Consider the following 13,020-nt stretch of genomic DNA (forward strand, 5'->3'; position numbering starts at 1 on the left):
CTCCACCCGACCATGACCGACGCCAAGCTCCGCGTCGCGCCCCGCACCCGGGGCGCGCACCGGACCATCACCGAGGCGCTGAACGCCGCCCCCGCCGGGGCCGTGATCAGCATCGCGCCCGGCGAGTACACCGAATCGTTCCGGCTCGTCCGCCGCGTGACCCTCGTTCCGCAGCACGGCAACGGCTCGGTGACCGTCGCCGTCCCCCGCGCCGAGGGACCGCTGACGGTCGCCGCCCCCGACTGCCTGCTGCACGGCCTGGTGCTCCGGGGCGGCGACCCGGACGAGGCGCTGCTGCGGGTCGAGGACGCGGCCGGTCTGACGCTGCGGGAGTGCACTGTCAGCCACGGCCGGATCGAGGTGCTCGGCTCGCGCAATGTCGCCGCCCGGCCCGAACCGCCTATCGGCGACATCGGGCTGGACAACGACCTGTCCGCGGAGCTGGCCGACCCGACGGCCGGCGGCGTCCTGGTGATCCGCCGCTCGAAGCTCAGCGCCTCGCGGCACACCGCGCTGCACCTGACCGGCGACTCGCTGGCCCGCCTGGACGACACCACGATCGAGGGCATCGAGGGCATCGGCGTCGCCGTCTCCGGCAGCGCGGTGCTCCGCGCCGACATGCTGCGGGTGCACGGCGGTTCCGGCTCCGCGCTGCGGGCGCAGGGCTCCTGCCGGGTGCTGCTGCGCGGCAGCGGGCTGTTCGGCGCCGGCCGCCACGGCGTGCTGGTGCAGGAGGAGGCGGAGGCGCTGCTGACGGACTGCCGCGTGGAGAACGCCGGCCGCTCGGCCGTGCGCACCGATCACACGGCGCGCGCTGAGATCGAGGAGTCCACGCTCGCCGACGCGCGGCTGGCGGGCGTCGACGTGCGCGACGAGTCGCGCGTGGTGATGCGCGGCGTGCGGGTGCGCGGCGGGGAGACCGGGGTGCGCCTGCGGTCGACCGAGGAGTCGGTGCTGCTGCACTGCTCGGTCACGGGCCAGCTGGGCAACGGCGTGGAGCTGGGGACGGGCGCCGACCCGCGGGTGCGCGGGCTGCGGGTGGTCCGCAGCGGCAAGCACGGCGTGTTCGTCGGCGAGAGCGCGCGCGGCACGTTCGACCACTGCGACGTGCTGGCGAGCGCCTTCCCCGCGTTCCACGTGGGACGCGCGGCCGCGCCCCGGTTCCGCGGCTGCCGCGTCTTCGACTCCGCCAGCGACCTGGGGCTGGGGGAGGGCGCCCAGCCGGTGTTCGAGCACTGCGCCTCGGTGAACGTCGCTCAGCCGCGCCTGCCCGCGGCCGGCCGCACGGCGCCGGAGCAGGCCGGCCCGCCCGAGCCGCAGCCGCCGGCCGCACCGGCGGCCGGGCAGGCGGCGGACGCCGCCGCGGCCGGCCGGCCCGCGCCGCCCCCGCCGCCCGCGGAGACCGAGGAGGAGACACCGGAGGAGTCCGCCGCCCCGTCGCTGCCCGACCTGCTCGCCGAACTCAACGAACTGGTGGGGCTCGACGGCATCAAGCAGGACGTCGGCGGGCTGGTCAAGCTGATGCAGACCGTGCGCATGCGCCAGGACGCCGGGCTGCCGGCCCCGCCGCTCAGCCGGCACCTGGTGTTCGCGGGCAATCCGGGCACCGGCAAGACGACGGTGGCCCGCCTCTACGGCCAGCTGCTGCACGCGCTCGGCCTGCTGTCCAAGGGCCACCTGGTGGAGGTGGACCGCAGCGCCCTGGTCGGCGAGTACGTCGGCCACACCGGCCCGAAGACCACCGAGGCGTTCCAGCAGGCGCGCGGCGGCGTGCTGTTCATCGACGAGGCATACGCGCTGACCCCGGAGGGCGTCAGCCAGGACTTCGGCAGCGAGGCGATCGCCACGCTGGTGAAGCTCATGGAGGACCACCGCGACGAGGTCGTCGTGATCGCCGCGGGCTACCCGGGCGAGATGGACCGGTTCATCTCCTCCAACCCCGGCCTGGCCTCCCGCTTCACCCGGACCCTGCACTTCGCCGACTACAGCACGGAGGAACTCGTCAGCATCGTGGAGCACCACGCCCGGCGCCACCGCTACGAGCTGACCGACGCCGCCCGCAAGGCGCTGGCCGAGTACCTCGGCTCCATCCCGCGCGGCCAGAACTTCGGCAACGGCCGCACCGCGCGCCAGCTCTTCCAGCGCATGACCGAACGGCAGGCCATGCGCGTGGCCGAGCTGGCCAACCCCGACCCCACCGCCCTGATGACCCTCGACGAGACCGACCTGCCCTGACCGCAGGGACCCGACGACCCCCGCGAAGGAACCGCTGATGCGCTTCTCGGACGCCTATACCCGCAAACCCGCCGTGGCCCGCCGGGGGCTCACCCCCGGCAGGCGGGTCTTCACCTCGATCGGCGCGGCGCTGTGCGTCACGCTGCTGGCCTGCTCGGTGTGGCTGGTGGCCGGCATCGTGACGGGCGGTGAGGACCAGAACGCCGAGCCGGTGGCGCTGCCCGCCCCGTCGTCCCCGCCGCCGGCCGCGAAGGAGCCGGAGCCGCGTCCGCAGCCCACCCGGCAGGAGGAGGCGGACGACGAGGCGGACGACGAGGCGGAAGAGGAGGAGGAAGAGCGGCAGGAGGAGCCGCGGCAGGAGCCCGTCGTCCAGCAGCCGCCGGCCCAGCTGGCGCAGGACGAGGAGGAGTCCGGGGACGAGGACGAGCCGGAGCAGGAGGAGGAGCAGCGGAACGAGCCGCGCTCGCAGGGGACCGGGCAGCGGAGCCGGACCCTGTCCTTCCAGGACGGCGGCGTCTACCGCCTGATCAACGCCTCCGGCCACTGCCTGGACGTCAAGAACGGCAGCCGGGACCCCGGCACCGAGGTCATGCAGTGGACGTGCAACGGCCAGTTCCCGCAGGACTGGGAGTTCGAGGCGCGCGGCGGCAACGTGTACACGCTGCACTCCAGCGGCAACTGCCTGGACGTGGCCAACAGCACCCGGGAGATCGGCGGTGACCTGCGCATGTGGCCGTGCAACGGCACCACCGCGCAGCAGTGGCGGATCGAGCCGCTGAGCGACGGGGTGTACCAGCTCGTCGCCGTCGTCAGCGACCTGTGCCTGGACGTGGACCACAGCTCGACCGAGCCGGGGACCCAGGTCTGGCAGTGGACCTGCAACGGCACCGCCGCGCAGCAGTGGCGGATCGAACCGCACTGACCACGGGCGTCTTCCCGGGCGGTCCGGGCCGCGGGCGCGGCCCGGACCGCCCTTGACGTTTGCGCGGGAGTGGGCGAGCGTTATGCAACCGGTTGCATCACCTCGTGACCGCTGCCGCACGACCCCATGGGAGCACCCCGCATGACACGCCGCTACGCCATCGTCGGCCTAGGCGCCCGGGCCGGCATGTACGTCGACGCCCTCCTCGGCGACTGGAGCGACGCGGGACGGATCACCGCCCTGTGCGACACCAACGGCACCCGCATGGCCTTCTACAACGAGAAGATCGCCGCCGCGGGCCACGACCCGGTGCCCGCGTACCACCCGGACGACTTCGGCGCCGTCCTGAGGGCCGCCGACGCGGTGATCGTCACCACCGTCGACGCGTTCCACGCCCGCTACGTGTGCGCGGCGCTCGACGCCGGCGTGGACGTCGTGGTGGAGAAGCCCCTCACCACCGACGCCGAGGGCTGCGCGGCCATCGCCGAAGCCGCCGAGCGGAGCGACGCGAAGCTGGTCGTGACCTTCAACTACCGCTACTCTCCGCGCAACTCGGCGGTGAAGGAGATCCTGGCGTCCGGCCGGATCGGCGAGGTGACCGCCGTCCACTTCGAGTGGGCGCTCGACACCATCCACGGCGCCGACTACTTCCGCCGCTGGCACCGCCAGGCGGAGAACTCCGGCACCCTGCTCGTCCATAAGTCCACCCACCACTTCGACCTGCTCAACTGGTGGCTGGGCAGCCACCCGGAGCTGGTCTTCGCCCAGACCGGCCTGCGCTTCTACGGCGACCAGGGCGCGGGCGCCGCCCAGGCCGCCAGCCCTCGGCCGCCGCGCGCCCACGGCGCCCCCGGCCTGGGCAGCGACCCGTTCCTGCTCGACCTGGCGGGCGACGAGCGGCTCAAGCGCCTGTACCTCGATGCCGAGCACGAGGACGGCTACCTCCGCGACCAGGACGTCTTCGCCGGGGGCGTCACCATCGACGACACCATGTCGGTGCTGGTCCGCTACGCCAGCCGCGCTCAGCTGACCTACTCGCTCACCGCCTACGCCCCGTGGGAGGGCTACCGCGTGGCGTTCACCGGCACCAGGGGCCGCCTTGACCTGGACGTCTGCGAGCGGCGCTGGACCTCACCGCAGTCGGTGCTCGACCCGTCGGCGACGCCCGAGGAGTCCGAAGAGGACACCTGGGAGCGGCTGACCGTCCAGGAGCACTGGAAGCGGCCCGAGGAGATCGAGATCAGCCAGGGCACCGGCGGCCACGGCGGCGGCGACCGGCTGCTGCTCAACGACGTCTTCCGGGGCGCCGGGAACGACCCGCTCGCCCGGCAGGCGGGCTACCGCGACGGCATCCGCAGCGTGCTGACCGGCGTCGCCGCCACCCGCTCGGCCCGCACCGGCCAGCCGGTGCGGCTGACTGAGGGCGGCACGCGCCTGGCCGGCGACTGAGCCGGCCCGGCCCCGGCACACCCCCCGGCGGCGGTCTCGCGGGCGCGCACCGGCCCGCGAGGCCGTAGGCTCGGCCCATGGCACGGGACCGGGAGCACAACTACGCCGTCACGGTGCGGTGGACCGGCAACACGGGCGCGGGCACGGCCGGCTACCGGGAGTACAGCCGGGACCACGAGGTCACCGGCGAGGGCAAGCCGACGCTGATCCAGGGCACGGCCGACCCGTCGTTCCGCGGCGCGGCGGACCGGTGGAACCCGGAGGAGCTGCTGGTGGCCTCGCTGTCGCAGTGCCACATGCTCAGCTACCTCGCGCTCTGCTCGCTCAAGGGCGTCGTCGTCACCGGCTACGAGGACCGCGCCACCGGCACGATGCGGGAGTCGGGCGGCGCCGGCCGGTTCACCGGGGTCGTGCTGCGGCCGGTGGTGACCGTCGCCGAGGCGTCGATGCTCCGCGAGGCCGCGAGCCTGCACGCCGCGGCGCACGACCAGTGCTTCATCGCCAGTTCCGTGACCTTCCCCGTCCACCACGACCCGACCGTCCGGGTCGCGCCCGTCACCGGCTGACGGCCCTGAGGCCGCCCCGGGCCGGGCGTGAGGGGCCGGCGACGGACCGTGCCCGGCGGGTTCCGCCCGGCCGTCGTACCCTGGATGCGACCCCCCGGCCGCGCGCCATGCCGGGCCTTTCGCGCTGCCCAGCGCGACCGTGAAGCCACCTTTCCAGGGACGGAAACCACCTTCATGAGCCTGCACGGCTTGCTCGACGCCGTCATCGACGACCCCGCGCTCGCCGCGGCCACGCGTGCCGCCGCGGCGGGCGGCCAGCACCACCTCGACCTGGTCGGCCCGCCCGCCGCCCGCCCCTTCGCCGTCGCCGCGCTCGCCCGCGCCTCCGGGCGCCCCGTGCTCGCCGTCACCGCCACCGGCCGGGAGGCCGAAGACCTCGCCGCGGCGCTGCGCGGCCTGCTGCCGCCGGAGGGCGTGGTGGAGTTCCCGGCCTGGGAAACGCTGCCGCACGAGCGGCTCTCGCCGCGCGCCGACACCGTCGGCCGCCGCCTGGCCGTGCTCCGCCGCCTGGCGCACCCGCGCGACGACGAGCCCGGCGCGGGGCCGGTCTCCGTCGTGGTCGCGCCGGTCCGCTCCGTGCTCCAGCCGCAGGTCAAAGGGCTGGGCGACCTGGAGCCCGTCTCGCTGGCCGCCGGGCAGACCGCCGACCTGACCGAGGTCACCGAGGCGCTGTCCGCCGCCGCCTACGCGCGGGTGGAGCTGGTCGAGAAACGCGGCGAGTTCGCCGTGCGCGGCGGCATCCTGGACGTCTTCCCGCCCACCGAGGAGCACCCGCTGCGCGTGGAGTTCTGGGGCGACGAGGTCGAGGAGATCCGCTACTTCAAGGTCGCCGACCAGCGCTCGCTCCAGCCCGCCGAGCACGGCCTGTGGGCGCCGCCGTGCCGGGAGCTGCTGCTCACCGGCGAGGTGCGGGCCCGCGCCGCCGAGCTCGCCGGGGAGCACCCCGGCCTGGCCGAGCTGCTGGGCAAGATCGCCGAGGGCATCCCCGTCGAGGGCATGGAGTCGCTCGCCCCCGTCCTCGTGGACGACATGGAGCTGCTGCTGGACGTGCTGCCCGCCCGCGCCATGACGGTCGTCTGCGACCCGGAGCGGGTCCGCACCCGCGCCGCCGACCTCGTGGCGACCAGCCAGGAGTTCCTCCAGGCGTCCTGGGCCGCCGCCGCCATGTCCGACGACGCCGAGGCCCCCATCGACCTGGGCGCCGCCTCGCTGCGCGGCCTCGGCGAGGTCCGCGAGCACGCCCGCGAGCTGGGCATCCCGTGGTGGAGCGTCTCGCCGTTCTCCCCCGATGAGGACGCGGACGACAACGTGCACCGGCTGGCGATGCGCGCCCCCGAGACGTACCGCGGCGACACCGCCCGCGCGATGGCCGACACCAAGGGCTGGCTGGCCGACGGCTGGCGCGTCGTCTACCTCACCGAGGGCCAGGGGCCGGCCGCCCGCACCACGGAGGTGCTCGGCGGCGAGGGCATCCCGGCCCGGCTGACACCCGACCTTCCCTCGCCGCTGCCGGGCGGCGTCGTGCACGTCAGCTGCGGCTCGCTGGAGCACGGCTTCGTCGACCCGCAGCTGCGGCTGGCCGTCCTCACCGAGACCGACCTGACCGGCCAGCGCGCCGCCGGCCGGGAGACGGCCCGGATGCCGGTGCGGCGCCGCAAGACGCTCGACCCGCTGACGCTCAACAGCGGCGACTACATCGTCCACGAGCACCACGGCGTGGGCCGGTACATCGAGATGGTGCAGCGCACCGTGCAGGGCGCCACCCGCGAGTACCTGGTGGTGGAGTACGCCCCCGCCAAGCGCGGCCAGCCGGGCGACCGGCTCTTCGTGCCCACCGACCAGCTCGACCTGATCACGCGGTACGTGGGCGGCGAGGCGCCCTCGCTGCACCGCCTCGGCGGCGCCGACTGGACCAAGACCAAGGCGCGCGCCCGCAAGGCCGTCAAGGAGATCGCCGCCGACCTGATCAAGCTGTACTCGGCGCGCATGGCCGCCCCCGGCCACGCCTTCTCGCCGGACACGCCCTGGCAGCGGGAGCTGGAGGACGCCTTCCCGTACGCGGAGACGCCCGACCAGCTCACCACCATCAGCGAGGTCAAGCGGGACATGGAGCGGCCGGTGCCCATGGACCGCCTGATCTGCGGCGACGTGGGCTACGGCAAGACGGAGATCGCGGTGCGCGCGGCGTTCAAGGCGGTGCAGGACGGCAAGCAGGTCGCCGTGCTGGTGCCGACGACGCTGCTGGTGCAGCAGCACTTCTCGACGTTCTCGGAGCGGTACGCGCAGTTCCCGGTCACCGTCCGGCCGCTGTCGCGGTTCCAGTCCGACGCGGAGGCGCGGGCCGTCGTGGACGGGCTGCGGGACGGCTCGGTGGACGTCGTGATCGGCACGCACCGGCTGTTCTCCTCTGAGGTGCGCTTCAAGGACCTCGGCCTGGTCATCGTGGACGAGGAGCAGCGGTTCGGCGTCGAGCACAAGGAGCAGCTGAAGAAGCTCCGCGCCAACGTGGACGTGCTGACCATGTCCGCGACGCCCATCCCGCGCACCCTGGAGATGGCCGTCACCGGCATCCGGGAGATGTCGACGATCACCACGCCGCCGGAGGAGCGGCACCCGGTCCTGACGTTCGTCGGCCCGTACGACGAGAAGCAGATCGCCGCCGCGATCCGCCGCGAGCTGCTGCGCGAGGGCCAGGTCTTCTACATCCACAACCGGGTGGAGTCGATCGACCGGGTCGCGGCGCGGCTGCGGCAGATCGTGCCCGAGGCCCGCATCGCCACGGCGCACGGGCAGATGAGCGAGGCGGCCCTGGAGCGGGTGGTGGTCGACTTCTGGGAGAAGCGGTTCGACGTGCTGGTCTCGACGACCATCGTCGAGTCCGGCATCGACATCTCGAACGCCAACACCCTGATCGTGGAGCGCGGTGACACCTTCGGCCTCTCCCAGCTGCATCAGCTGCGCGGCCGGGTCGGGCGCGGGCGCGAGCGCGGCTACGCCTACTTCCTGTACCCGCCGGAGCGGCCGCTGACGGAGACCGCGCACGAGCGGCTGGCCACCGTCGCGCAGCACACGGAGATGGGCGCCGGCATGTACGTGGCCATGAAGGACCTGGAGATCCGGGGCGCGGGCAACCTGCTGGGCGGCGAGCAGTCCGGCCACATCGCCGGCGTCGGCTTCGACCTGTACGTGCGGATGGTCGGTGAGGCCGTGGCGGACTACCGGGCGTCGCTGGAGTCCGGCGAGGGCGGCGAGGCCGAGGAGGCGCCGCTCGAGGTCAAGATCGAGCTGCCGGTCGACGCGCACGTGCCGCACGACTACGCGCCGGGGGAGCGGCTGCGGCTCCAGGCGTACCGGTCGATCGCCTCGGCCACCTCGGAGGAGGACATCCGGGCGGTCCGGGAGGAGCTGACCGACCGGTACGGGCAGCCGCCGGAGCCGGTGGAGAACCTGCTGCTCGTCGCCGGGCTGCGGATACTCGCCCGCTCCTGCGGGGTGACGGACATCACGCTCCAGGGCAGCCGGATCCGCTTCAGCCCGGTGGAGCTGCGGGAGTCGCAGGAGCTGCGGCTCAACCGCGTCTACCCGGGGTCGGTGGTCAAGCGCCAGACCGGCCAGGTGCTGGTGCCGCGGCCCACCACGGCGCGGATCGGGGGCAAGCCGCTGACCGGCCGGGACCTGCTGTCCTGGGTGGGCGAGTTCCTGACGACGGTGGTGGCGTCCTGAAACCGGCTCGCACGGGCTGCTCAGACGCCGTCCGGGTCCCGGCGCGCCGCCAGGACCCGGACGCGGTCGGGCTCCGCCGGCTGGATTCGAACCAGCATTACAAGGATTCAAAGTCCTGCGGGTTACCTGTTACCCCACGGCGGACCGTAGGAGCAGACATTACCCGAGAGTCCGGCCCCGCTGGACGGGGTGGGTGATCAGCGGGCAGAACCCGCCTGAAATGGTGTGCACCACCCCCGTAGTCTGTTCGATATGAGTGCGTCGGGGGAGGCCGCCGAGGGCCGGGGGTTCGCGCTGCTGTGGTGGACGCGGCGGCGCGGCGTCGCGCTTGACGTGGGCCTGGCGCTGCTGTCGGCGTCCGAGTGCGTGGTGCAGGGAATCAGCGCGGCCGGGCGGATCGGGGCGCCCCCGGCGCTGCTGGCCGTCGTCGGCGGGCTGCTGGGCCTGACGCTGCTGGTGCGCCGCGAGTGGCCCCTGCTCGTCGTGCTCCTGTCCATCGTGCTGATGCCCGTCCAGATGGGCGGCGTGCTGGCGGTGGTGGGCCTGTACTCGCTGACGGTCACCGACGCGCCGCGCCGGGTGGTCGGTGCGCTGGCGTGCATGCAGGGCGTAGGCACCATCATCGTCACCTATCTGGTGGCCGAGCGGGACCAGGCCCTCCAGGAGCAGCCGCTGCCGGTGTGGTTCGCGCCGCTGACGGCGGTGTTCTTCGGCATCGTGCTGGTCGTGCCGCCGGTGCTGCTGGGCATGTACGTGCGGGCGCGGCGCCGGCTGGTGGAGTCGCTGCGGGACCGCGCGGACGGCCTGGAGCGCGAGCTGGTGCTGCTGGCCGAGCGCGCCGAGGAGCGGGCACGCTGGGCGCGGAGCCAGGAGCGGCGCCGCATCGCCCGGGAGATGCACGACGTGGTAGCGCACCGGGTGAGCCTGATGGTGGTGCACGCGGCGGCGCTTCAGGCCGTGGCGCACAAGGACCCGGACAAGGCCGCCAGGAACGCCGCGCTGATCGGCGACATGGGGCGGCAGGCGCTGACGGAGCTGCGGACGATGCTGGGCGTGCTGCGCGACGGCACCGCGCCCGGCGACGCCCCGGCCGTGCCCGCGCAGGCCGCCCCGGCCGGCGACGACGGCCCCGCCCGGCTGGCCGGGCTGGCCGCCTCAGCGCGCGCGGGCACCGGCGGGTCCGGGTCCGCCGCCGGCGGCGCCGCGGAGCTGACGGAGCGGCCCGACGAGGGGCCCGACGAGGGGCCGGACGGGGGTCCGACGCTGCGGGAGCTGCCGGCGCTGGTGGACCAGTCGCGCGCGGCGGGCATGACCGTGGACCTCACGGTAGAGGGCGAGCCGCGCTCCTACGCCGCGCAGGTGGAGTCCACCGCCTACCGGGTGGTGCAGGAGGCCCTGACCAACGTCCACAAGCACGCGGCGGGCGCCCCGGCCCGGGTGCGCCTGGCGCACCGCGGGGACGAGGTCGCCGTGCAGGTGCTCAACGACCCGCCCGGCGACGCCGACGGCGGCGCGGCGGCGGGCACGGCGCGGCTGCCCAGCGGCGGGAACGGCCTGGTCGGCATGCGGGAGCGCGTGACGGCGCTGGGCGGCGGCTTCGTGTCGGGGCCCACGGAGACCGGCGGCTTCCGGGTCTCCGCCGTGATCCCGGTCCGGGAGCCGCGGGATGACTGACGCGGCACCGGCCGGGGACATGCCGGAGCTGTTCGGCAGGGAGTTCGCGGCGGATCCCTACCCGGCGTACGCCTGGCTGCGCGCGCACGCCCCGGTGCACAAGGCCGTCCTGCCGAGCGGCGTGGAGGCGTGGCTGGTGACGCGGTACGCGGACGCCCGCCGGGCGCTGGCCGACCAGCGGCTGAGCAAGAACCCCCGGCGCCACAACCCGGACGCGCACGAGCGGGGCCGCGTCGGCATCCCCGGGGAGCGCCGCGCGAACCTGGTGACGCATCTGCTGAACATCGACCCGCCCGACCACACCCGGCTGCGGCGGCTGGTCTCGCAGGCGTTCACGCCCCGCCGGGTGGCGGCGTTCGAGCCGCGGGTGCGTCAGCTGGCGCAGCGGCTGACGGACGGCTTCGCCGAACGCGGCAGCGCGGACCTGATCGACGAGTTCGCCTTCCCGCTGCCGATCTACGCGATCTGCGACCTGCTGGGCGTGCCGCGCGAGGACCAGGACGACTTCCGCCGCTGGGCCGGCATGATGCTGCACACCGCCGGGCGGCGCGGCGGGGTGCAGCGCGCGGTGAAGCGGATGCGGGAGTACCTGGCGGAGCTGATCCACCGCAAGCGGGCCAGTCTCGGCGACGACCTGATCTCGGGGCTGATCCGCGCCTCGGACCACGGGGAGCAGCTGACGGAGCAGGAGGCGGCCTCGATGGCGTTCATCCTGCTCTTCGCCGGCTTCGAGACGACGGTGAACCTCATCGGCAACGGCATGCTGGCGCTGCTGCGCCACCCCGGCGAGCTGGCGCGGCTGCGCGCGGCGGTGCGGGCCGGGGACGACGGTGCGCTGGCGGTGGCCGTGGAGGAGCTGCTGCGCTACGACGGGCCGGTCGAGGTGGCCACGTGGCGGTTTGCGGCGGAGCCGCTGACTCTGGGCGGGGCACGGATCGAGCGCGGCGAGGCGGTGCTCGTGGTGCTGGCGGCAGCGAACCGGGACCCGGAGCGGTTCGCCGATCCCGACCGGCTCGACCTGAGCCGCGCCGACAACGGGCACCTGGGCTATGGCCACGGCATTCACTACTGCCTGGGGGCGCCCCTGGCACGGCTGGAGGGGCGGACGGCGATCAGGACGCTGCTGGAAAGACTGCCCGATATCCGGCTCGCGGTGGATCCGGCCGGTCTGCGGTGGCGCGGCGGGCTGATCATGCGAGGGCTGCGTTCACTCCCCGTGGAGTTCACACCCCGCGAAGGTAACGAAGCGTCAGTGATGTGATGTGCGTGTGATCTCGGCGGCACCGGCTTGTGATCGAACCGTGAGGCGGTTAGGTTCTGCCCTCAACGCGGTACCGGCGCTGGGGCGTTGGTGCCGCGGTGTCCTGTCCCCGAGTGAGAGGTCCCCCGATGCGTTCCGGTACCGGCCGTCACCGCCGTCCCAGGCAGGCGCCCGCCTTCGTCGTCACCGCCGGGGTGACGGGCGCGGGGCTCGCGCTGCCGCTCCTCGGGGCGGGGTCGGCGTCGGCCGTCAGCGACGGGGCGTGGGACCGGGCCGCTGAGTGCGAGAGCGGCGGTGACTGGAGCGCGAACACCGGCAACGGCTACTACGGCGGCTTCCAGCTGACGCTGGAGATGTGGGAGGCGTACGGCGGCCTGGACATCGCCCCCCGGCCCGACCTCGCCAGCCGCGAGCAGCAGATCTCCGTCGTCGAGCGGATGCTGGCCGACCAGGGGCAGGAGGCGCTGCCGGGCTGCGCGCTGCTGTCCGGGCTGTGGGAGGAGTTCCGCGCGGAGCGCGAGGCGGCGGACGGCCAGACCGGCGAGGAGGCCGGCGGCGGGACCGAGGAGCAGGCCGACGGCCAGACGGGCACGGAGGCTGACACCGGCACCGGCGGGACCGCGGAAGACAACGGCGGAGCGGACGGCTCCAGCGCCGGCCAGGAGTCCGGCCGCGGCGGCCAGGAGGAAGAGCGCGGGACCGGCGGTGACACCGGCGACGCGGAGGACACCAGTGACACCGGTGACACGGGTGACACGGGTGACACGGGTGACACGAGGACCGGGGAGGCGGGCGCCTCTGAGTCCTCGCCGGAGTCCGGCGGGTCCGGCGCCGCCGAAGAGCGCGACGTCCCGCCGGCCGAGGCCGGCACCGGGCGCCACCGCGGCGCCCCCGACCCCGACGAGGAGCGGCGCGCCGGCGAGTCCGGCGGCGGCCGTCACGCCGCCCGGGGCGGGCAGGACGGCCAGCGCTACGAGGTGCGGCGCGGCGACACGCTCTCCGCCATCGCCGCCGAGCACGACGTGCCGGGCGGCTGGCCGGCGCTCTACCGCGCGAACGAATCGGTCGTAGGCGACGATCCGGACCTCATCTTCCCGGGCCAGCGGCTGGACCTGGCCGTGCCGGAGTGTTAGCCGCGCTGGACTGTCGTGCCGGACTGTCGTGCTGGACTGTGAGGTCCGCCGCATCCG

General features: G+C 74.4%; 8 protein-coding genes and 1 tRNA gene. 8 read left to right on the forward strand and 1 reads right to left on the reverse strand.

Annotated features, from left to right (window positions below; genetic code table 11):
- Positions 1 to 12: 12 nt before the first annotated feature.
- The 5 genes from JK356_RS05820 (at position 13) to mfd (ending at position 8,895) form a co-directional block, all read left to right on the forward strand.
- Complete coding sequence (locus JK356_RS05820; protein ID WP_201866465.1) at positions 13 to 2,235, forward strand: right-handed parallel beta-helix repeat-containing protein; 2,223 nt, start codon at positions 13 to 15, stop codon at positions 2,233 to 2,235.
- Positions 2,236 to 2,272: 37 nt separating this feature from the next.
- Complete coding sequence (locus tag JK356_RS05825) at positions 2,273 to 3,157, forward strand: RICIN domain-containing protein (RefSeq protein WP_201866466.1); 885 nt, start codon at positions 2,273 to 2,275, stop codon at positions 3,155 to 3,157.
- Positions 3,158 to 3,298: 141 nt separating this feature from the next.
- Positions 3,299 to 4,606, forward strand: coding sequence for a Gfo/Idh/MocA family protein (locus tag JK356_RS05830; protein ID WP_201866467.1), 1,308 nt, complete (start codon positions 3,299 to 3,301; stop codon positions 4,604 to 4,606).
- 77 nt (positions 4,607 to 4,683) lie between these two features.
- Entirely contained in the window at positions 4,684 to 5,172 is a 489-nt protein-coding gene (locus tag JK356_RS05835; protein ID WP_201866468.1) for an OsmC family protein, read from the forward strand.
- A 174-nt stretch (positions 5,173 to 5,346) separates the two neighbouring features.
- On the forward strand, positions 5,347 to 8,895 hold the full coding sequence (mfd, locus tag JK356_RS05840) for a transcription-repair coupling factor (protein WP_201866469.1): 3,549 nt from the start codon (positions 5,347 to 5,349) through the stop codon (positions 8,893 to 8,895).
- Between the two features lie 71 nt (positions 8,896 to 8,966).
- Here the strand turns inward: mfd and JK356_RS05845 are convergent.
- Positions 8,967 to 9,039 (reverse strand) — tRNA-Gln (locus JK356_RS05845).
- A 108-nt stretch (positions 9,040 to 9,147) separates the two neighbouring features.
- On the opposite strand from JK356_RS05845, the gene JK356_RS05850 reads away from it, so the two are divergent.
- From JK356_RS05850 to JK356_RS22310, 3 genes are all read left to right on the forward strand, one after another.
- A complete protein-coding gene (locus tag JK356_RS05850) occupies positions 9,148 to 10,569 on the forward strand; it encodes a sensor histidine kinase (protein ID WP_201866470.1) in 1,422 nt (473 codons plus the stop codon).
- Complete coding sequence (locus JK356_RS05855) at positions 10,562 to 11,830, forward strand: cytochrome P450 (RefSeq protein WP_201866471.1); 1,269 nt, start codon at positions 10,562 to 10,564, stop codon at positions 11,828 to 11,830. Before JK356_RS05850 ends, JK356_RS05855 begins: the two co-directional genes overlap by 8 nt.
- A gap of 128 nt (positions 11,831 to 11,958) precedes the next feature.
- On the forward strand, positions 11,959 to 12,963 hold the full coding sequence (locus tag JK356_RS22310; RefSeq protein WP_201866472.1) for a transglycosylase family protein: 1,005 nt from the start codon (positions 11,959 to 11,961) through the stop codon (positions 12,961 to 12,963).
- Positions 12,964 to 13,020: the final 57 nt, after the last annotated feature.

Source organism: Streptomyces sp. 7-21, from assembly GCF_016741785.1.
Classification (GTDB): Bacteria; Actinomycetota; Actinomycetes; order Streptomycetales; family Streptomycetaceae; genus Streptomyces.